Raw genomic sequence first — 19,872 nt, 5'->3', positions numbered from 1 at the left:
CTCTAGGCCGGTATTACCCGGAGTCGCTTGAGGTTGGCGCCGGCAAAGCTCGTGTCGTCATCTCCAACCATCCGATCGGCGCACACACTGAACAGGTTGGCTTTCTCGAAGTTGGCCCCCTGGACGCACGCATGGTTCATGACGCTCTGCCTCAGGTCGGCGGCGTAGAGCGACGCCCTGGTGAGGTTGGCGCGGGTCAGCATGGCTTCGGCGAGGTTCGCGCGATCGAGGCTCGCCTCCGTCAGGTCGGCCTCGTTGAGCAGCGCGCCGCGCAGGTCGGCGTCGGAGAGGTCGCTGCCGGCGAGGCTCGTCCCCATCAGGTTCGCGCCGGCGAGCGTCGCGCCGGAGAAATCTGCGCCGGCGAAGGACGAGCCCATCACGCTCGTGAGGTCCTTTGCCATCACCTTTCGGAAGATGGCGCGGTCGCCCTGGGCGGCGATGAAGGTGGCGGAGCTCAGGTCGACGCCGGTGAAATCGACCTCGGTCACATTCACCTCGTTGAAGGTGCACCCCGAGAGCCGCGCGCCCACGAGGCGCGCTCCCGTCAGGTCCACCTGCTGGAACATCGCCTCTTCCGCGACGACGTTCTCCAGGTTGGTGTCGCAGAAATTGGCCTCGGAGAGGTCGGCGCGCGAGAGATTGGCGCCGGACAGATCCGCTCCCCAGAGGTCCGCCTTGACGAGCACGGCCTCGCCGAAATCGACGCCTCCCGTGGCCTTCAGGTCCCGCAGGCACGCCGAACCAAAATTGGCTCCGTTGAGCCTGGCCCCCGAGAGATCCGCGGCCTCCAGGTTGGCTCGCGCCAGGACGGCTCCCGTGAGCTTCGCCTCTCGCAGGATGCTCCCGGTGAGAAAGGCCGACTCGAGCATGGCGCCCTCGAGGTCGATCCCCTCGAGGTCGAGGTGAGAGAGGTCGGCGCCCGTGAGGTCGCACCCCGCGAAGCTCCGCCCCTCCTTGTGCCCGGCCTCCACGTCGCGGCGAAGTCGCAGGGATTCTTCGCTGTCGAGGAGCGCGGGGGCCGCCAGGAGGTGCGCGAGCCGCGGCCCGTCTTCGCCCAGCTCGGCGAAAGACGAAGCCCTGTCGTCCGGATCTTCCGCAGACGCGAAGCCCTCGTCGTCCGCAGCTTCACCGCCCCAGGCCTCGTCCTCGGGCAGGGCGTGGGCCGCCTCGGGCGCCTCGTCGGGGAGGTTGAATGGGTCGTCGAGGTCCTCGTCAGCGGTGGCCTGGGTCTCGTCCTCGAAGGCTTGCCAATCCAGCGACGACACCAGCTCTTCGGTCTTCTCCGGCGTGAAGCCCTCGCTCGTCAGCGACCGCCGCATGCGCTCGCGGACCTCCGACATCCTGATCTCGCTCGGACGCTCGGCGTCGTTCTGACGCGCCTTCGAAAGCAACGCACCGACGTCGACCCCGTGCGCCGCCAGCCCGCTGCCGAGCTTGCCCTCGACCAGGCGGACCACGGCCTCTTCGGATTCTTCCGGGTCATCGAGGGACGCGAGGTCGTCGGAGGGCTCTTCCTGGGCGAGGTGCGCCTCAGGATCGATGCCATGGTCTCGCAGCTGCTTCTTGCCCCATTCCGTGAGCGCTTCCTGCGCGCGAAGCGCTTCGGCCTCCTCGGGGTCGTCTTCCAGGGCGGGCGTCGTCGCGGAGGCTGCAAACGCGAGCGCCTCCGGGTCCGCCTCGTGGTTCACCCCCGTGTCCGCCTGGGACCACGCGGGGCTCTCCTCTCCCTCCGTCTCCGTGCCCTCTGGAAAGTCCGTGGCCGGCTCCGCCTCGTCCTCGTCGGCCGCGGCTCCAGCCGCGCGCTCGACGGATCGAGCCGGAGTGCCTCCCAGAAACCCCTCCCGCCTGAGCTTCGACGCGAGCCCGGAGAGCGTGTCATCGGGCAGCGGCGGCGCCTCCGGATCCTCGGGCTCGGGCATGAGCGTGTCGTCCTGGTCATCCGGGAGATCGTTGCTCGGAGGGCCAAGCCGGGGGATCAGGTAATCGTGGTAATAGGCGACGGGCCTGGGAGCCCCCATGGCTTCGCAGGCAACCAGCACCGCCACCACGTCGTCCGCGTCGTCCTCGGAGATCTCGATGCCGCCGCGGAAGAGGACGACCCCTCGCTCGCGGTGCGGGAACAGACGCACCGTGTCGAGCTTCATCGCGGGCTCGTGGATCTCCACACCGTCGCTCGTCTTGAGGACGACGAAGCATCGACTTGCAACGCCGGGGAGGGCGCCTTCGATCCGGGGCTTGTCGGGGTGCATGTTCTCGACAACGAAGGTCTCGTCGCCCCGGAAAACCCCGTCGATCTGCTGATCTTCCGGGGCCATGTTGAACAGCGTCGGGTCCAGATCCCGCGCAAGACCAGGGAAGCACTCGTCGCGCCACGCCGCGTCGTAGGTGCCGATCTTGGAGAACCGCTGGGGCCACGTCAGGTCGTAGCCGTCGAGGCCGGCGGGCATCGGGCAGTCGCTGCGCGCGTGGATGAGGTGCTTGGGCGACTCGATGTTGGGGAGCGCCGCGCTCTTGTCGCCGTGGCCTTTGCCCCGCGGGTTCCTGGCGAAATCCTTCCCGCCAAAGGCGTTTCGCCAGGTGACGGGCATCTCGGTGAAGGGCGCCGGATCCGACATGCCGAGCATCCCCCACGTCCGGTCGCCGATGACGTAGAGGCTCTTGTTGATGGGTCCGAGCTGGACGCGGACCGAGCTCGCGGGGCGGGCGACGCGCCCCGGCGGATAGCAGCGGCCCGTGACGAGGAGCTCGCCCCGGGTCTTGGGGTTGAACTCGTCGAGGAGGCCGTCCTCGCCGAGCTCCTCCATGGCCATCTTCCAGACCGTGGGCTCATAGAGCAGCCGGGCCGGCCGGTCGTAGGAGAAGCCGACGAAGGTGGTGACCACGAGGTGCGGGGTGCGCTGGTGCATGAAGACCCTCGGCACCACCCCGAGGCGCATGGGCTTGACGATTTTCATCCGACGGACTCCAGGGTGGCGGGCTCGATGGGTCGTTCGGCTCGGCGCTCAGCGCGAGCCTGTTCCTCAAGCAGCAGGTGAATTACTGGATGAGGTGCAGCTGCCCCTTGTGGAAGCCGAGCTGGTACTGAATGCGATACAGCTCGACGCTATGCTTGAGCCCCTTCGCGTTGACCTCCGCGAACGTCACTTTCTTTATTTCTTTGGGGGCATATTTGTATGCCAGACCGTTGATCCTCTCGGTCTTGGTTCCCTTGATGATCTCGATGCGCGACCCGATCGTGGTTTTGTAGAGCCCGGTGATGGTGCTTTCGGCAGGGCCATTGACAGTGCTTTGCTTCGGTCCGTGAAGCGTGAATTTGATCGGGCCAAAGACCTCGGCGGTGGTACCACCCCTGATCGTCTTCCTGACTCCCCCCGCGTGAACGTTGGTCGTTCGCCCTGCGTAAAAGTTGCCGGTGGCGTGACCGCGGATGTCCGCACGTCGCGTGCCGTTGATATCGACCTCGCTGGTGCCGTTGACCGTCGTCTGGCTCGACACGTGGATCGTCGTCTCTCGCCCGTCGAAGAAAGTGCTCTTGTCGCGCTTCTGGATATTGGTGTTGCGCTTTCCAAGGACGCGCAAGCTGCTGTCGCCCTTGATGGTGGCGTCGCGATCGCCCTTGAGCCAGAACGTGTCGTCGCCCCCGATCCTCGTGGTACGATCCTTCGTGATGGTGGTCTTCCGGTTGCCGTGGAGGATCGTCTTTTCATTGCCGAGGATGGTCGTGTGGCGATAGCCCAAGATCACGTTCTGCGCGTATCCGGCGATGAAGTTTCCGGCGTATCCCCCGGTGACACTCAGGCGGAACCCGCCCACGATGTTCTCGGAGATGCCCACGGTGATCGCCGTTCGGTTGCCACCCACGATGTTCTCGGAGCTGCCTCCGATCCACGTATAAGCGTGCCCTTGCGACTTGACCTCGTACGACGATCCGCCGTTGGGCGCCCCCATCCGGATGTAGGTGTTGTCGTAAGGCGTCGACAGGGTGACCCGCTCTTGCCCGGCCTGGTCTTCGAGCTCGAGCCGGTTCCGCCCGCCCGTCTGGATCACGTTCCGCGTGTTGTTCCCCGACGTGACCGGGCTCGGCGTGAGCGCGTTGGGCGCGACGCCGACGATGGCCGGCCGGTCGGGATCGCCCCCCTCGAAGGCGCACATGACCTCGACGCCGGCGCGCAGCGGGAAGTGGAAGCCCTCGATGCCGCCGCCGTGGGGCTGGAGCATCCGGACCCAGGTCGACGCCTTCCCCCCGCTCAGGTCGCTCTCGTCGAAGAGGAACTTGATCCGGTAGCGGCCATGGCTGTCGATCTGCGCGTACTCGCTGACCGCCGCGCCCTCGACGACCGCGATCTCGGTGCCGTAGATGCGCGGCCACTCGGTGACCTGCGGCGCGCGGAACTGCGTCGTCACGGGGATGGCCCTGGCCTCCATGCGGTAGTTCTCGGTCCACGTCGCGAAGTCGCGGAGCTCGGGCATGTCCGGGGCCTGGTTGGACCAGTGCTCGACCTCGATGGTCAGGTACTTCGTGTTGAACGCGGCCCGCGGGTGGTCCTCGATCTCGAAGGTGAACCCGGGGACCACCGTCGCCGCCTTGCCCATCGCCTGGTAAACGACGCCGGTCGCGGCGAGGCTCTCGGCCTTGATCCGCGCCAGCCGCGCCCCGTCGCCCGACGAGAAGAACCGCGCGCCGTACAGGCTGATCTCGCCGAAGCCGCTCGGGCTGACCGACGCCTGCCCGGTGACCGGTACGGCCGGCGTGGCGTAGTTGTAGTCCTTGAGGCGGACCGTGCCGGGCATGGCGTCATGCCGGCAGGTGAAGGCGTGGAACGTGTCCTTCGCGGTGTTGGCGCCGCCTGGCTGCGGGTAATAACGAATGGGCTTGCCGCCATGGGGCTGATGGGCCGACTTGTCATCGACAAGCACCAGCGTCTCGCCGCCCTCCCCGTGCTCGAAGTGATAATAGATGCCTTCGCGCTCCATCCACCGGGCGACGAAGGCATAGTCGGTCTCGCGGTACTGACAGACATGCTCTTCGGCGGTGTAGGAGCCCTGGAGCTGGAGCGCGCAGTCCGTGACGCCGCCCTTCTGAAGGACGGCTTGAAGGATCTCCGGGATGGCCTGCGCGGTGAAGACACGGCTGTGAAACGACATGGCGAGCAAGGCGAGGCGCGGGACCATGGTGGCCCGGAAGACGGACCGGCCGGCGAATTCGTTGATGAGCTCGATGCTGCCGAGGACGCCGCTCCGAAGGAAGGGCTCGCCGCCGTCGCTCCGCTCCAGGGAGATGCTCACCGGCTGCCCCACGGCCGCCGCCATATCGAAGCTCTGGCCGACGTCGTTCGTCATCACCAGGTAGAGCTCGAAGCGATAGGGCCTCGAGATGCCCTCGGTGCCGTGAAAAGCTACGAGCTTGGTGGAAGAGGGCAGGGCGCTGGATTGGACGACGAAATTGTCGGGCATGGCGAGCCTCGGGGGTGGGAAACAGCGGCAGGCGCAGACGCGCTGGAGAGCCTAGACGGAATTTGTGTCAATTGTGTGGCGGATTACCTGCTTGTTGTTGTCTATCGATGACGAGGAAGTGACGGATTCGTCGCAGGCGACGTCGTCCGGTTGGCGACACCCGGCCCGCGCCCATCGTCACGCGGCAGTGTTCGGCGCTCTGCGCCGGCTCGCCTCTTTGCCTCCAGCAGCGCAGGACCGCCGTCCTCTCGGCGCGCTACATCCGGATCAGCGGTCGCCCTGCGAGGGCCGTCAGGAAGAGCGCCAGCGCGACGGCGCCGTAGCCGATGCCGAACGCGATCACCCATCCCACGGCCCGCCGCGCGCGCGGCCCCGACCCCTGCGCCCGCGCCGACAGCCAGTAGCCGACCAGGGGGACGGCTTGCAGCGCGTGCATCCCGAAGAAGTGGGCTATGCGCAGATCGCCTCCTCGCGTGCTCCAGTTGACGGCGGGGAGCCCGGGCCCGCCGTCGGCGACGCCGACACTGTGCGCGTTGTGCGCCGACATGAAGCCGCCTTCCGCGCAGGCCAGCAGGAACAGGACGAGACCCAGCCGGATGCCCCAGAGATACGGGGCCGGCAGCGGAGGTCGCGTCGCCCAGAACCTGGTCGCGAGGTACGCCGCGAGCGCCGTGTTCACGAGGATGGCGATGCCCATGAGCGCGAACACCGCCCCGTCGAACAGCGTCGATTGATTGAAATGCGACGCCACGCCCCGCGCCGCCTGCGCGGTGATCGCGATCATCTCGAAGCTCACCATCGCCACCGTGCCCCAGACGACGGCCCGGCGGCCTCTCGGCGGGAGCGTGACATCACCGACGAGCCAGTTGATCGTCAGGAGGTAGATGGCGATCGAGGCGGCGAACTTCGCCGGCTTGATCCACGGGTTCACCCCCATCACGAGGCGCGCGTCGAGCGGGGCGGCGGCGAGCAGCACGACGAGCAGCGCGGCGTGGGCGGCCGCCGCGATGAACAGGACGGGGCTTCGCCGGAGGAGCTCCTCGATCGAGCGAGGGAGCGAGAACGAGGGGCTCAGCGAGCGGGCGCTCATGTCAGGCCTCCCCGGCGGGGCGCGGCGCCGCGATCGTGACGACGGCGCGGCGCGATCGATCGGCGATCGCGCGGACGGCGAGGTAGAGCGAGAACCCCAGCGGCCCGAGCATCAGCGTCAGATAGAGCACCGGGGCCATGAGCCACGGCGAGAGGTCGCGATCGCGGCTGTCGAGGTACACCCACCGGCCCACGAAGAGATCGAAGGCGAGGAAGTGAACCCAGCCGATCGTGGCGCCCGCGGGCGAGCCGAGCAGCGAGGCGACCGCCGCGAGGCTCGGCTGGTTGACGATCGGGAACACCTCGCGGATGACCGGGAGGACGAGCGCCGCGTAGAGCAGCGCGGGCGCGACGACCACGAGCGGCGACTCCATGATCCGCCGCGTCCATCGAGCGCGGGGCAGAAAAATCATCAGGAACCAGAACGGCATCACGAGCAAGCCGCTCAGTCCAAAGACCCTATCCATCGTACCCTCCACCGGTTGCTGGTTGTAACGATGAAACTATTCGTAACAGTGTTAACTTTACGGGAAAAAAAGAGAGCGATCAGGGGCGCAGGCCCCGGACCATCATCCTCATGGCGATCTCCAGGGTCCGGTCGACGTCGTCGGCCGTGAAGCGGCCGCGGTCGGCCAGGCCGAGGGCGGTGATCCCGTGGACAAGGGCCCAGACCACCTGGCTGTGGCGCTCCACGTCGCCGCGCTGCATGGCGCCGGCGTCCATCGCGGACGCGACCGCGTTTTGCAGCACGTCGAACGAACCGATCATCGGCTGTTGCCGCGCTTTCCGCTGGTCGAAGACGAAATCGAAGCGCTGCATGAACATCAGCCGGTAGTGCACCGGGTTGTCCATGCCGAAGCGAACGTACGCGGCGCCGAGCGCCACGAGCCGCTCGAGCGGGTCCGCCGTGCTCTCGGCGGCCGCGACGAGCGCCCGCTGGAACTCGGTGAAGCCGTCGTGGACGATGGCGAACAGGAGATCGTCCTTGTCCTCGTAATAGCGGTAGATCGTCGTTGCCGAGTAGCCGATGCGCTCGGCCACCTGGCGCATCGAGAACGCCTCGTAGCCCTGCTCCAGAAACAGCTCGCCCGCCGCCGCCAGGATCGCGCCCCGCAGGTTCTCCTTCTGCTGCTCGCGGCGCTGCTGGCTCGACGCCTGCAGGCGCTCCGCCTGGGTCGTGCCGCTGGTCTTCGTGGTCTTCGGGCGCGCGCTCGCCATGTCCGTGTCGCCTGGCCTCCGGGCGGCGCAGCCGCCGCCGTCGTCGTCGTCGTCGTTCGTAACAGTGTTACTTTTTATAACGGTAGCATCGTCTGCCGTCAAGCATCTCCGCATCGAGCGCGTTGCGGTGGTCTCCCGGGCCTCTCGGGCCCGCCGTCACCCGTGCCAGCCATCATGCCTCGCGCCTCGCCGACGCGCGGCGGAGGCATGCGCGCGCGCCTGGTGGGAGCAGCGGCGGGCCGCCCTCTCGGTACACCCCTTGCGGCAGGCGTGATAGGCTCTGTTCATGGTCCAGGCTGCGGCTCGTTCACCCGCACCCGCGTCAGGCCGGCGGATGTCGCTCGTCGAGTGGGCGGCCCTGCCCGAGGATGAGCCGGGCGAGCTCGTGGACGGGTTGCTCGTGGAGGAAGAGGTGTCCGGCTACGTTCACGAGGTCGTGGTCGGCTGGTTGATCCACATGCTCCGCGTCTGGATCACCCCCCGCGGCGGGCTGGTGGGCAGCTCGGACGCGAAATTCGCGGTGAAGCCGCAGCGGGGCCGGAAGCCCGACGTGACCGTCTTTTTCCCCGGGAACCGGAGGCCACCAGCGCGGGGGCTCGTGCGTATCCCGCCCGATATCGCCGTCGAGGTCGTCTCTCCCACGCCGAGCGACGGGCGCCGCGATCGTGTCGAGAAGCTCCGCGAATATGCCGCCTTCGGGGTGCGCTGGTACTGGATCGTCGATCCGCAGCTCCGGAGCATCGAGGTCCTCGAGCTCGGGGCGGATGGGCGCTACGCGCACGCGCTCGACGCGACCGATGGGAGCGTCGATGTGCCTGGATGCGAAGGGCTCCGGCTGGAGCTCGATGCGTTGTGGGAGGAAGTCGAGCAGCTCGGCGCCGACGAGGGCGAAGCGCCGGAGGAAGACCAGGAGAGCTTGCCGCGGTAGCCTGCCGGCGGCGCCTCGCGGCGCCGCCCGTCGTCAGTTCATCGTCAGTTCACGGTGGGCACGAATTCCACACACGCCTCTTCGATCGCCGCGAGGGCGCTCGTGAGGCCGTCCTCGAGGTGCCCTTCGCAGAGATCCCAGAAGAACCCACGGCCGTCGGCGGCGAACAGGTCCACGAGCCTCTGCATGTCCCGGGCCGCTTCCGCGTCCCCATAAGCGCCCTCGCACTGCCGCCTCCCGCCGATGCCGAGGAACACCACGTTCTTCGCGTCGCCCTTCGCGGCGATCAGCCGATCGTGGATCTGCTGCGGCGTCTGGCGCGGGGCGGGCTGCTCGTCCTCGTCGGTGATCGCCACCACCACGAGCAGCGCGTCGTTGCGGAGGAACCCCGCGTTCTCGGCGTCCGAGAACGGCGGCTCCAGCGCGGCGGCGATCGAGGACACGGGCTGCTCGTCGTCATTGGTTTCGGTGCACTCGATGTCGTCCACATAGAGATCTGCAGCGCACTGAAACTCGCCCGTGAGGTCGGTGCTCGTGCTCTCCATCCACGCCTTGCCGCTCTGGAACGAGCACTCACCCGCGGCGCCGCGCGTGTGGAAGGTGGCGGGGAGGGGGCAGGCGTCCATCACGGCCGCGCGGAAGTCGAGGATGCCATCGATATCGAGCAACGCCTGCGCGAACGCCGGAAACACGACGTCGCGCATCGAGGCCTTCTCCTCATCCATGCTCGAGGAGTTGTCGAGCGCGAACACGACATCGACGTGCTCGCACCCCGAGGAGGCCGCGCCGCTGCCGCCTCCCCCGGTGGTCCCGCTGCCGGACCCGATCCCGGAGCCGACCCCCTCGCCGAAGGAACCCCCTTGGCCGCTGGAACCACTCCCCTGCCCGCTGCCCGAGCCCGAGCCCGAGCCGTCCGACGAACCGCTGGTACCACTCGTTCCCGAGTCCCCGCCGCAGCCCACGAGACCTACCGTCGCCGCGCAGAGCGCCGCGCACCATGCCCTGAGATCCATGCCGCTCTCCTTCGCTCTAAGTTAAGGGCGCAGTGCCCCTGCCGTTCGCCGCACGGCCCTGTGCGACAATCGGGCGTCAGAGAGCTGACGGTATCATGGGCGCCGCACCGACTCTACGGTCGGCTCGGCTCAGCCGTTCGCCGCACGGGGCAACGGTGCGTCATCGTCCGACACCGGGAGCCCAGGTGCGCGATGGCCCAGCCCGAGCGCGCTCCGGAAACCCTCGATCGTGCGGCGCAGTCCCGTGCGCAACGGCACCTTCGGCTCGAAGCCGAGCACCCGCCGCGCGCGGTCGATCACCGGCTGCCGCTGCCTCGGATCGTCCTCGGGCAGCGGACGGAACACCACCCGGCCCCGGCTCCCGGTCAGGTGGAGCACCTCCTCGGCGAGCTCCAGCACCGTGAACTCCTCGGGATTGCCCAGGTTCACCGGGCCCGTCTCGGCCGGGTGCTCCATCAGCCGGACGATGCCCTCGATGAGGTCCTCCACGTAGCAGAAGCTCCGTGTCTGGGAGCCGTCGCCGTACACTGTGAGGTCCTCGCCCCGGAGCGCCTGCACGATGAAGTTCGACACCACCCGACCGTCATCGAGCGCCATGCGCGGACCGTACGTGTTGAAGATCCGCGCCAGGCGTACCTCGACCCCGCGACGGCGGTGGAAGTCCATCATCAGCGACTCGGCGCAGCGCTTCCCCTCGTCATAACAGGAGCGGATCCCGATCGGGTTCACAGCGCCCCGGTAGCCCTCCGGCTGCGGGTGGACCTCGGGATCGCCGTAGACCTCGCTGGTCGACGCCTGGAAGACGCGCGCCCCGCAGCCCTCGGCGAGCTCCAGCGCGTGGAGCGCGCCGAGCACGTTGACCATCGTGGTCCGGACCGGATCGCGCTGGTAGTGCGGCGGGCTCGCCGGCGAGGCGAGGTTGTAGATGCGGTCGACCTCCCGCTCGTACGGCTGCATGACGTCGTGCTCCACCAGCCGGAAGCGCCGGTGAGAGAGGAGATGGGCGACGTTGTCCCGGGAGCCCGTCGAGAGATCGTCGAGCGCGACGACCTCGTGGCCCTCCCGGATCAGCCGATCGCACAGGTGGGAGCCGACGAATCCGGCGCCCCCTGTCACCAGGATGCGGAGCGCTGCGCTCATGTCTCTCTGACCTCCTCTCCAGGTCGACTCCCCACGTCGACGTCATCGTCCCCGGTCCCGCGGGCGCTCCGGCGCTCCGGCGCGTCCTGCTCGTCGAGCAGCTCCCGGGTGTATCTCTCCAGCGCCTCGGCGCGGTGCGCCGCGGTGTGTCGGGCGAGCACGCGCTCGCGCGCCCGCTGGCCGATCGCGAGCCGCTCCCGCTCGGGGAGCTCGCGGATCAGGTGGAGCACCTCCTCCGGGGAGCGGGCGACCAGGATCTCCTTGCCCGGCTCGAAGAGCTCGTCGAGGCCCGGCCAGTCGTCGCTGATCACCGGCACGCCGCAGGCCGCGGCCTCGAAGAGGCGCACGCTCGGCGAGTACCCCGCCTCGATCATGTCCCGGCGGGTGACGTTGAGCGTGAAGCGCTGCGCGCCGTAAAAGCCGCGGTGCGCGCCCGGCGGGACGTGATCCGTGCGCTCGACGTTGGTGGGCCAGCCGATGTCCGCCGGGTACTGCGGGCCGGCGACAACGAAGCGGCCTCGCCCCCAGCGGCGCGCCGGCGCGACGAGCAGCCGGTCCAGCGTGGGCTGGCGATCGGCGCTGTACGTGCCGAGGTAGCCGAGATCCCACCGGGGCGGCGCGCGCTCCGGGAAATATTCGTCCGGATCCACCGCGCAGTAGAGCGGCCGCGCCCGCTTCGCCCCGTGGCGGCGCTCGAGGCGCTCGAGCGTCGGGCCGCCGGTGAACGAGAGGTACAGATCGTACCGCGGGATCAGCGCCGGAGACAGGTACCCGGCGCCGCCCCGCTCGATCTGCTTGAGCGTCACCGGCGTGTCGATGTCGTAGAACGCGGTCTTCCCGCGCGCGGTCTCCGTCACCCAGGCGCCGACCTCGGCGCCGTCGGGCACGTAGGACCCGACGACCACCAGGTCCGCGTCGCGCACCGCGCCCCCGAAGCGCGCGCGGAGATCGTCGAGCCCCCGGTAGAGCTCGGTCCGGCCGTAGGGCGGGCTCGGGAGATCGCGGTTCTCGGCGTAGAACCAGAGGTCCCGCTCCAGGAACAGCACGCTGTGCCCCCGCTGGGCCAGCCGCTTGAGCAGCCCGCGGTACGTCGTCGCGTGGCCGTTGCCCCATGACGAGGTGATCGACAGGCCCAGGAAGACGAAGGAGATGGGCTTCACGGCGGCGCGATCGCGGTGAGGGTTGCGCCGTCGGGGCGGGCCAGCAGCGCCTCGACCTGCCTCGCGCGCTCGGCGTAGGTGTGCCCCGCGAGCACGCGCTGCTTCGCCGCCCTGCCGATGGCGCGGGCGCGCTCCGGCGTGAGCGCCCGGAGGACCTCCGCGACGTCGTCGCCGCTCCTCGCGACAAGCACCTCGCGCCCGGGCTCGAGGAAGAGCTCGATCCCCTCCCAGGCGTCCGTGACGAGGCACGCGGCCGCGCCCGCGGCCTCGAAGACCCGGGTCGCCGGGGAGAAGCCGACCGACGCCATGCTGTCGCGGGCCACGTTCAGCACCGCGCGGGCGCTCGCGTTGAAGGCGTTGTGGTCCGCCGTGTAGACGTGCCCGACGTAGCGGACGTTCGGGGGCATCGCCTTGTCCTGCCAGCCGCTGCCGCCAAGGAGGAACCGGATCCCGGGGAGCGCGGCCGCGGGCCGCAGGAAGAACTCCTCCACGCGCCGCTCCCGGTCCGGCAGGCGGTTGGCGAGCAGCGCAAAATCACAATGAAATCGAGGATCTGGCGCGACCTCGAAGTGGGTCTCGGGGTCGAGCGCGTTGTAGATCGGCGCGCAGCGCCGCGCGCCGAGCGCCTCGTAGCCGCGCACCACCGGGTCGCCGCCGCCGTAGGTGAAGACCAGGTTGAAGCGCGGGATCTGCGCGCGGAAGGGATCCGACGGCGCGGCGCGGACCCGCTCCAGCGTGGCCGGGGCGTCGACGTCCCAGAAGATCGTCGTGAGGCCCGGCCGATCGAGCGCGGCGACCTCGGCCTCGAGCAGCTCGTCGAAGACGCCGACGCCGCTGGCCTTGACGACCACGTCGGCGCTCCGGGCCTGCTCGACGAGCCGCCTGGGCTCGGCGGGGTCCGTGCCGGAGTAGACGACGACGCGGGCCCACGGCGGGTCCTCGATGTCGCGGTGCTTCTGCCGATCGTAGGCGTCCGGCTCGTGGAAGGTGATGCGGTGCCCTCGCGCCGCGAGGGCGCGGAGGATGCCGCGGTAGTAGGTGGCGGCTCCGTTCCAGTAGGCGGAGACGAGGCTCGATCCGAAGAAGGCGATGTCGAGCGATCGGCTCGCGGTCGGGCGTGGGTTGCGTCGGTTCATGACGTGGCTCGCTGGGGTGTGGCGGCGGGCGCGGGGCGGTCGACCTCGACGCCGAGCTCGGCGGCGATGGCGAGGAGCTCGTCGACCCGGTGGGCGCACGTGTGGCGCGCGAGGATCGTCGCGCGCCCCCGCTCCGCCAGCTCGGCGGCCAGGGCGGGCTCGGCGAGCAGGGCCGCGAGGCGCCGCTTCATCTCGTCGCCGTCCCGGGCGACGAGGTAGTCGCGGCCGGGCGAGAACAGCGCCTCCGCGTCGCTCCACGGCGCGCAGACGAGCGGGATGGCGCAGGCCATGGCCTCGAACGGCCGGATGGTCGGGATGCCCGGGAGCGAGGCGACGTAGGGCCTCCTCGGGACGTGGACGGTCACCCTGGCCCGCGCGAACGCCTCGGGAGCGCGGTAGTTGGGGAGCCAGCCCCGGTGCTCGATCCCGGCCGCGTCGAGCGCGGCGCGGGCGTGGTCGGGGTAACGCACCCCGTGCACGCGGGCGGAGAGGCCGAGATCGCGCGCCGGGCCGATCAGGAACGCGTCGAGCTCGCGGGTGCGCTCCTCGTCGCCCCAGTTGCCGATCCACACGAGATCGCGCTCGGGCTGGGCCCCGCGGCGCGGGCGGAACACGCGGACGTCCGCGGCCTCGTGCCAGACGAAGGCCCGGCGGGCCCAGCGGCGCGCGAGGTAGAGGTCGCGGATCACCCGGCCGAAGGCGAGGACGCCGTCGTAGCGGGTGAGGTCGTAGCGCGCCATGGCCCCGGGATCCGTGACCGACCGGTGGTGCGTGTCGTGGAAGAGCAGCCGGTACGGCGCGCGCGCCGCGCGCGCTCGATGCGCGCCGATGCGGGCGACCAGCTCGGGCTCGCTCCACTCGTGGACGAGGACGAGCGAGGTGCCCTCGAGCGCCTCGTCCAGGTCGAGCGAGGCAAGGTCGTACCGGATCGGATCGACGCGCGGGTAGACCTCCCTCACCTCGCGCAGCGGCGCCTCGCCGTGATCGGCGACGAGGTTCCGGAGGCTCCAGGCGTCCCTCGGCTCGAAGGCGCGGACCTCGTGCCCGCGCTCGGCGAGCTCGGTGACCACGCCGCGGAGGAAGTGCGCGTTCCCGTGGTTCCAGTCGGAGAGCAGGGAGTGGCAGAACAGGGCTATGCGCATGGCGCGCTCGCCTTCTTCACGGGGGGCGCGGCCGCGATCCCCGAGGTCCCGCGCGGCTCGAGCCGCGCGGCCGCCCCGCGCGCCGGCGAGCGCGCTTCGCTGGGCCCGCGGCCGAGGAGCTCGCCGTAGAGGCGCAGGTAGCCCCGGGCCATCCGCCGCGGCGAGAAGCCGAGGGCGCGGGCGCGGGCGCGCGTGGCCATCTCGCGCCGCGCGCCGGGCGCGTCGATGAGCGCCCGGAGCGCGCGCCGGAGGGCCTCCGTGTCGCCGGGATCCACGTAGAGGGCCGCGTCCCCCCAGACCTCGCGCAGGCTCGGGATGTCGCCCAGGACGAGGGCGCACCCGGAGAGCGCCGCCTCCAGGACCGACAGGCCGAACGGCTCGTAGCGGGCCGGGTGAGCGTAGATCGACGCGCGGCCGAGCGCGGCGGCGACGGCGGATGGCGAGAGCACGCCGAGGTGCTCGAGCGAGGGGAGGGGTGTCGCGCCCGCGCCCGCACCTCCGTCCGGGCGGACGTCGCTCCCGGCCACCTGGATCGGCCAGGGCAGGTGAGGGGCCACCTCGCCGAGCGCCTCGATGTTCTTGGCCTGGTCCCAGAGCCGCCCGACCGCGAGGACGAGCGCCTCCTTGGGGCGCGGGGCGAACCGCGCGGGGTCGGCGGCGTTGGGGATCACCTCCGCCCGCGCGCCCCCGGGGAGCGGGCCGTGGTGGCGCAGGAGGGCGTCGAGCATCGCCCGGGTCGGGGCCACCACCGCCGGCGCGGCGGCGAGCCCCCGGGCCACCTCGCGCCGGTAGCGATCGTACCGCGGCGGCGCCTCCCCGCCGAGGACCGCGGCCCACCAGGAGAGGACGCACGAGTGGGCCACCACGAGCTTCGGGGCGCGGAAGGCGAGGGCGCCGTGCGCATAGCCGTTCAGGTGGATCAGCGCCGGGCGGACGCGCTCCTCGAGCTCGAGGAGCCAGTCCCCGGCGCGCGCGACGTCGTCCCAGGGGTCCTCCATCCACTCGAGCCGGAAGGCGCTCTCGAAGACGGCGAGCCCGGGCACGCGGCCCGCGGCCTCGCGCTGGGGCGCGGAGAGCGGCCCGCCCAGGGTGGCGAGCGACGTCCGGACCCCGCGCGCCGCGAGCGCGCGCGCGAGCTCGATCGCGTAGGAGAAGACGCCCCCCACCGTGTCGGCGGTCATCAGGACCGAGCCGGGGGCGCGCGCGGCGTCAGCCATGGCCGGGGGGCGCGATCTCCAGCGCGGAGAGCGGGAGAGGGCGGCTGTCCTGGAGGTCGCTGAAGCGCTCGAACCGATCGAGGTAGTGCGCGACCGAGCGCTCCCACGCCTCGTCGTCGGGGGTGCCCCAGCGCATCGTGTACTCGGGCGAGCCCGGGTAAGGGAACATCGGCACCGGCTCGTTCGCCCACACGCCGTGCTGCCGGAGCCGCGCCCGGAAGGCGGCGACGTCCGCGGGATCGTCGGTCGGCGACTGGATCAGGTTCGCCTGGACGAAGGGCACGCTCTTCTTGGCGTGGATCAGGAGATCGCCGAGCTGCTCGGTCGAGAGCCTGCAGCGCTTGGCCAGGAGGCTCCTGCCCTCCCGGGTGACGCTCTCCACCCCTGCCTCGATCGAGACGCACCCCGCTCTCCCGAGCAGGTCGAGCATCTCCCGGCTCCAGCTGTCGACGCGCATCTGGACGCCGAACGACACCGGGCGATCGACGAGCGCCTCGAGCAGCGGGCGATCCGGCAGGAAGATCTCGTCGATGAAATAGACGTAACGAACCCCCTGGGCGACGAGCCCGTCGAGCTCGTCGAGGAGCACATCGAGGGGGCGCTTGCGGTAGCCGTCGCGGAAGTTGTCCTTCGCGCAGAAGGTGCAGTGGTAGGGGCACCCTCTCGACGCCTCGACCTCGGCGCCGGGGCCGATCGGCGTGGTGTCGAAGCGGTGGTGGTGGTGGGCGTGGCGCGCCACCGTGGCGTCGTCCCAGCGGAGGGCCGGCAGCCGGGCCATGTCCGACGCGCGCGGGCCGCCCTGCACGCGCGCCTCGTCGCCTTCCAGCCAGGCGATCGCGTCGATCTCGCCCCAGCGCGATCGCGGGCGATCGGCGAGCTCCACCAGCACGTCCTCGCACTCGCCCATCACCACGGCGTCGACGCCGAGCTTGCGCAGGGCGGCGCGGGGCGTGGTGGAGGCGTGGGGGCCCACCGCGAGCCGGAGCCCTGGCAGCCCGTGGAGCGCGCGGAGCGCCTGCTGCGGGACGCGGAGCTCGGGCGGGGCGCAGCGCCAGAAGAGGTAGCTCGGCGCGGTGGTCACCACGATGGCGTCGGCGCGGAGCGCGGCCACCTCGTCGCGGAGGGCGCCATCGGCGAGGCCCCGGGCCTGGGCGTCGACGAGGGTCGCCTCGTGCCCCGCGGCCTCGAGCAGCGCCCTGGCGTAGCCGTATTCGAGGGGCAGGTGAGGCTCGCGGCAGCCGAAATAGATGCTCCCCTCGAAGCTCCAGGCCGGGTTGACGAGCGCGAACCTCACCGGACGCCCCCCGCGCACGGCTCCTTCGCGGGCTGGCCGGCGCCGGCGGCGGCCTTCCCGGCGCCGGTCGCCTCCGTCATCTCCCGCAGCCAGCCGTGCAGCCTGCGCACGCCCTCGCGGACCCGGACGCGCGGCCACCACCCCGTGGCCGCGGAGAGCCGGCGGCAGTCGGACACGTAGTACCGCTGATCGCCCGGCCGCCACCCCTCGAAGCCGATCAGGGGGCGCTTGCCGTCGAGCTCCTCGATGAGGTCGAGCAGCTCGAGCAGGCTGAGGGTGTTCTCCGGGCCCCCGCCGACGTTGAACGCCGACGCCGAGATCTGCCGGATGTCCCTGCGGGCGAGGAGGAGCGCGTCGACGAGGTCGTCGATGAAGAGCACGTCCCGGACCTGCATCCCGTCGCCATAAAGGGTGATCGGCTCCCGCCGGAGCGCCTGGAGGAGGAAATGCGCGACCCACCCCTGGTCCTCGGTCCCGAACTGGCGAGGACCGTAGATACAGCTCATCCGGAACACCGCCGCGGGGAGCCCGAAGGTGCGGGCATAATCGATGACGTACTGGTCCGCCGCGCCCTTGGAGCAGCCGTAGGGGCTGTGGAAATCGAGCGGGCGGGCCTCGGAGACGCCGGAGGCCCGGAGCTCCGGATCCGCGGGCTCGTAGCGCCGGCCGCTGCACGAGAGCGGGACGTCGGGGAGGCCGCCGTACACCTTGTTGGTGGACGTGAGCAGGAGCGGCGGCGGGGCGCCCTCGGCGCGGATCGCCTCGAGCACATTGAGCGTCCCGCGGGCGTTGATCTCGAAGTCTTCCACCGGCTGGACGAGGCTCGTCGTCACGGCCACCTGGGCGGCGAAGTGGAAGACGCTGGAGGCGCGCCGGACCGCCGCCGCGACCGCGCGGGCGTCCCTCACGTCGCCGGTGATCAGCGTGACGTGGTCGCCGTGGGTGCGCCTCAACCACTCGACGTTGCGCGCCACCGACGGGCGGGAGAGGTTGTCGAAGAGGAGCACCGCCTCTCCCGCCTGGAGCAGGCGGTGGGCCAGGTTGGCCCCGATGAAGCCGGCGCCGCCGGTGATCAGCGCCGGGCGCCCCGGCGCTGCGGTCGCGCCGCCCGGGCCATCCGCCGCGGCGCTCATACCGTCAGCCCCCTGGACTCCAGCTCGGCGCGGGCCTGGGCGACAGCGTCCTTCGCCACCTGCCCCTCGAGCCAGCCGGCGAGATCGCGGAGCCCCTCCTCGAGCGAGACCCGGGGCGCATACCCGATCTTCTGCTGCGCCGCGCCGATGTCGGCGAAGCAGTGCCGGACGTCGCCCAGCCGGGCTTTCCCGACGATCTCGGGCTCGATACCGCTCTTCCCCATCACCTCGCGGACGCGCTCGGCGACCTCGCGCACGGTGTACGACCGCCCGCTGCCGATGTTGAGCACCTGGCCCACCGCGGCGTCGGCGCCGAGGGCCCGGACGCAGGCGCGGGCGACGTCGGTGACGCTCACGAGATCGCGCCGCTGCAGCCCGTCCTCGAAGATCACGGGCGGACGGTCGTTGAGGAGCCGCGCGGCGAAGATGGCGAGGACGCCGGTGTACGGGTTGGAGAGGGCCTGACGGCGGCCGTAGACGTTGAAGAAGCGGAGGGCGACGGTCGGGATCTGGTACGCGCGCCCGATCATCAGGCAGAGCCGCTCCTGGTCGTACTTGGAGAGCGCATAGACCGACTCGAGCGACGGGGGCTTGGACTCGGGCGTCGGGATGGGCACGAGCGCCTCGCCGGCCTCGCTCCGGACCTCCCAGTCGCCGCGCTTGAGCTGCTCGAGCGGCCGGCTCGCGCCGGGGACCACCGCGCCGGAGGCCGCCCGGTAGAGCCCCTCGCCATACACGCTCATGCTGGAGGCGACGAGCAGCCTCGAGACCGGCTTCGCGGCGAGCTCCTCGAGGAGCACGGCGGTGCCGAGGTTGTTGATCGAGGTGTACTCCGCGATCTTGTACATGCTCTGTCCGACCCCGACCGCGGACGCGAAGTGGACGACCGCGTCCACGCCGCGGAGCGCCGATTTCACCGCGTCCCGGTCGCGGACATCACCCACGATGAGCTCGACCTCCGGGTCGAGGTAGGCCGGGCGGCCGCGGTCGGGGCCGTGCACCTGAGGGACCAGGCTGTCGAGCGCCCGGACGCGGACCCCCTGGCGCAGGAGCTCGTCGGCCACGTGAGATCCGATGAACCCCGCTCCACCGGTGATGAGGACGTGACTCGTCATATCCCTCGTGTTCGAAACAGGGCATGATCGTTGCCCGGACGCCATCCGAGTATCATGCGACTCACGATCACGCAACATGGTTTGTGAGGTATTCAACAAGGGTCCGCTCCGCGCGATTTTCCGTGCTCCGCTGAGGGATGCTCGAGTCTGGCGAGCCCATAGGGGCTTTCCCGTCTGTCTTCCGGGCCAGTCTGTACCGTTCGAGTGCGCGAGATCCGCTGACGCCGGAGCGGTTAGGGTGAATCCGTAGCGATGCTTCTGATCGCTTGCGTGTCGCCAGCGGCATTGCGTTGAGCTCCGAGGGATTCCCAGGCATTCTGCCGGCGCGCGAGCGGCGCCAGCGCGGGAGCGCGCGGGCGGCGCCAGCGCCGCGCGGCCCCGGCCGGGCACAGGCGCTGCAAGCTTGCCGCCGCCCGCAGGCCTCCCGTACGATCAAGAAGCAAGAAGGAGAGGAGCGATGATCGTCGTTACCAACCGCATTCCCGTCGCCGAGGGCCACGAGGCCGATTTCGAGGATCGCTTCAAGAACCGGGTCCACCTGGTCGATCAGGCGCCCGGCTTCATCCGGAACGAGGTCCACAGGCCGAAGCCGATGAAGCTGGACCACGCGACCGGCGCGTGGAGCCCGGACCCGGACGCGCAGGGGTTCTACGAGGTGAAGACCTGGTGGCGGTCCATGGACGATTTCATCGCCTGGACGAGGAGCCCCGCGTTCGCGGAGGCGCACCGGAACCGCGCGCCGAAGGAGATGTTCGCGGGCCCGAGCAAGCTCGATATCCACGAGGTGTTCCTCAGCACCGATCTGCCGGGGTAGGCTCGGAGCGCGCCGTCCT

General features: G+C 70.5%; 16 protein-coding genes. 2 read left to right on the top strand and 14 right to left on the bottom strand.

The genetic code is table 11. The annotated features are described in order from the left end of the window. Positions 1–2: 2 nt before the first annotated feature. The 5 genes from WMF27_RS33520 to WMF27_RS33500 all read right to left on the bottom strand — a co-directional run bounded on the left by WMF27_RS33520 (position 3) and on the right by WMF27_RS33500 (position 7,863). A complete protein-coding gene (locus tag WMF27_RS33520) occupies positions 3–2,954 on the bottom strand; it encodes a DUF2169 family type VI secretion system accessory protein (protein WP_437764796.1) in 2,952 nt (983 codons plus the stop codon). Positions 2,955–3,036: 82 nt separating this feature from the next. Continuing rightward, positions 3,037–5,454 carry a type VI secretion system Vgr family protein gene (locus WMF27_RS33515; protein ID WP_437764797.1) on the bottom strand — a complete coding sequence of 806 codons (2,418 nt, stop codon included), beginning with the start codon at positions 5,452–5,454 and terminating at the stop codon, positions 3,037–3,039. A gap of 256 nt (positions 5,455–5,710) precedes the next feature. Next, on the bottom strand, positions 5,711–6,544 hold the full coding sequence (locus tag WMF27_RS33510) for a hypothetical protein (protein WP_437764798.1): 834 nt from the start codon (positions 6,542–6,544) through the stop codon (positions 5,711–5,713). 1 nt (position 6,545) lies between these two features. Further along, a complete protein-coding gene (locus WMF27_RS33505; protein WP_437764799.1) occupies positions 6,546–7,010 on the bottom strand; it encodes an ABA4-like family protein in 465 nt (154 codons plus the stop codon). A gap of 79 nt (positions 7,011–7,089) precedes the next feature. Beyond that, entirely contained in the window at positions 7,090–7,863 is a 774-nt protein-coding gene (locus tag WMF27_RS33500) for a TetR/AcrR family transcriptional regulator (RefSeq protein WP_437764800.1), read from the bottom strand. A gap of 184 nt (positions 7,864–8,047) precedes the next feature. On the opposite strand from WMF27_RS33500, the gene WMF27_RS33495 reads away from it, so the two are divergent. Next, the gene (locus tag WMF27_RS33495; protein ID WP_437943253.1) at positions 8,048–8,689 is read left to right on the top strand and encodes a Uma2 family endonuclease; all 642 of its coding nucleotides are present in this window, start codon (positions 8,048–8,050) and stop codon (positions 8,687–8,689) included. Between the two features lie 44 nt (positions 8,690–8,733). Here WMF27_RS33495 and WMF27_RS33490 read toward each other — a convergent pair whose 3' ends face one another. From WMF27_RS33490 to WMF27_RS33450, 9 genes are all read right to left on the bottom strand, one after another. After that, entirely contained in the window at positions 8,734–9,702 is a 969-nt protein-coding gene (locus WMF27_RS33490) for a hypothetical protein (protein WP_437764802.1), read from the bottom strand. Positions 9,703–9,831: 129 nt separating this feature from the next. Continuing rightward, a complete protein-coding gene (locus WMF27_RS33485; RefSeq protein ID WP_437764803.1) occupies positions 9,832–10,842 on the bottom strand; it encodes a UDP-glucuronic acid decarboxylase family protein in 1,011 nt (336 codons plus the stop codon). Continuing rightward, complete coding sequence (locus WMF27_RS33480) at positions 10,839–12,002, bottom strand: CgeB family protein (RefSeq protein WP_437764804.1); 1,164 nt, start codon at positions 12,000–12,002, stop codon at positions 10,839–10,841. Before WMF27_RS33480 ends, WMF27_RS33485 begins: the two co-directional genes overlap by 4 nt. Further along, positions 11,999–13,138: a CgeB family protein gene (locus tag WMF27_RS33475; protein WP_437764805.1), complete on the bottom strand. Its 1,140-nt coding sequence runs from the start codon at positions 13,136–13,138 to the stop codon at positions 11,999–12,001. The genes WMF27_RS33480 and WMF27_RS33475 overlap by 4 nt, the downstream gene beginning before the upstream one ends. Continuing rightward, positions 13,135–14,280 carry a CgeB family protein gene (locus WMF27_RS33470; protein WP_437764806.1) on the bottom strand — a complete coding sequence of 382 codons (1,146 nt, stop codon included), beginning with the start codon at positions 14,278–14,280 and terminating at the stop codon, positions 13,135–13,137. Before WMF27_RS33470 ends, WMF27_RS33475 begins: the two co-directional genes overlap by 4 nt. Then, entirely contained in the window at positions 14,271–15,497 is a 1,227-nt protein-coding gene (locus WMF27_RS33465; RefSeq protein ID WP_437764807.1) for a glycosyltransferase family 4 protein, read from the bottom strand. Before WMF27_RS33465 ends, WMF27_RS33470 begins: the two co-directional genes overlap by 10 nt. Next, positions 15,490–16,791, bottom strand: coding sequence for a TIGR04295 family B12-binding domain-containing radical SAM protein (locus WMF27_RS33460; RefSeq protein WP_437764808.1), 1,302 nt, complete (start codon positions 16,789–16,791; stop codon positions 15,490–15,492). The genes WMF27_RS33465 and WMF27_RS33460 overlap by 8 nt, the downstream gene beginning before the upstream one ends. After that, the gene (locus tag WMF27_RS33455; RefSeq protein ID WP_437764809.1) at positions 16,788–17,924 is read right to left on the bottom strand and encodes an SDR family NAD(P)-dependent oxidoreductase; all 1,137 of its coding nucleotides are present in this window, start codon (positions 17,922–17,924) and stop codon (positions 16,788–16,790) included. Before WMF27_RS33455 ends, WMF27_RS33460 begins: the two co-directional genes overlap by 4 nt. After that, positions 17,921–19,039 carry an NAD-dependent epimerase/dehydratase family protein gene (locus WMF27_RS33450; protein WP_437764810.1) on the bottom strand — a complete coding sequence of 373 codons (1,119 nt, stop codon included), beginning with the start codon at positions 19,037–19,039 and terminating at the stop codon, positions 17,921–17,923. Before WMF27_RS33450 ends, WMF27_RS33455 begins: the two co-directional genes overlap by 4 nt. A 457-nt stretch (positions 19,040–19,496) precedes the next feature. Between WMF27_RS33450 and WMF27_RS33445 the strand changes: the two genes are divergently transcribed. Next, on the top strand, positions 19,497–19,853 hold the full coding sequence (locus WMF27_RS33445) for an antibiotic biosynthesis monooxygenase family protein (RefSeq protein WP_437710456.1): 357 nt from the start codon (positions 19,497–19,499) through the stop codon (positions 19,851–19,853). Positions 19,854–19,872: the final 19 nt, after the last annotated feature.

It is taken from the genome of Sorangium sp. So ce281 (genome assembly GCF_051527395.1).
Lineage (GTDB): Bacteria > Myxococcota_A > Polyangia > Polyangiales > Polyangiaceae > Sorangium > Sorangium cellulosum_B.
The sequence above is the reverse complement of the archived record's forward strand: the minus strand, read 5'-3'. Positions and strand labels throughout refer to the sequence as shown.

Excerpts from the sequence above, each read along its gene's own strand:
- WMF27_RS33450 (WP_437764810.1), bottom strand. The coding sequence starts at position 19,039 with ATGACGAGTCACGTCCTCATCACCGGTGGAGCGGGGTTCATCGGATCT.
- WMF27_RS33455 (WP_437764809.1), bottom strand. The coding sequence starts at position 17,924 with ATGAGCGCCGCGGCGGATGGCCCGGGCGGCGCGACCGCAGCGCCGGGG.
- WMF27_RS33475 (WP_437764805.1), bottom strand. The coding sequence starts at position 13,138 with ATGAACCGACGCAACCCACGCCCGACCGCGAGCCGATCGCTCGACATC.
- WMF27_RS33485 (WP_437764803.1), bottom strand. The coding sequence starts at position 10,842 with ATGAGCGCAGCGCTCCGCATCCTGGTGACAGGGGGCGCCGGATTCGTC.
- WMF27_RS33515 (WP_437764797.1), bottom strand. The coding sequence starts at position 5,454 with ATGCCCGACAATTTCGTCGTCCAATCCAGCGCCCTGCCCTCTTCCACC.
- WMF27_RS33510 (WP_437764798.1), bottom strand. The coding sequence starts at position 6,544 with ATGAGCGCCCGCTCGCTGAGCCCCTCGTTCTCGCTCCCTCGCTCGATC.
- WMF27_RS33520 (WP_437764796.1), bottom strand. The coding sequence starts at position 2,954 with ATGAAAATCGTCAAGCCCATGCGCCTCGGGGTGGTGCCGAGGGTCTTC.
- WMF27_RS33490 (WP_437764802.1), bottom strand. The coding sequence starts at position 9,702 with ATGGATCTCAGGGCATGGTGCGCGGCGCTCTGCGCGGCGACGGTAGGT.
- WMF27_RS33505 (WP_437764799.1), bottom strand. The coding sequence starts at position 7,010 with ATGGATAGGGTCTTTGGACTGAGCGGCTTGCTCGTGATGCCGTTCTGG.
- WMF27_RS33445 (WP_437710456.1), top strand. The coding sequence starts at position 19,497 with ATGATCGTCGTTACCAACCGCATTCCCGTCGCCGAGGGCCACGAGGCC.
- WMF27_RS33495 (WP_437943253.1), top strand. The coding sequence starts at position 8,048 with ATGGTCCAGGCTGCGGCTCGTTCACCCGCACCCGCGTCAGGCCGGCGG.
- WMF27_RS33470 (WP_437764806.1), bottom strand. The coding sequence starts at position 14,280 with ATGCGCATAGCCCTGTTCTGCCACTCCCTGCTCTCCGACTGGAACCAC.
- WMF27_RS33465 (WP_437764807.1), bottom strand. The coding sequence starts at position 15,497 with ATGGCTGACGCCGCGCGCGCCCCCGGCTCGGTCCTGATGACCGCCGAC.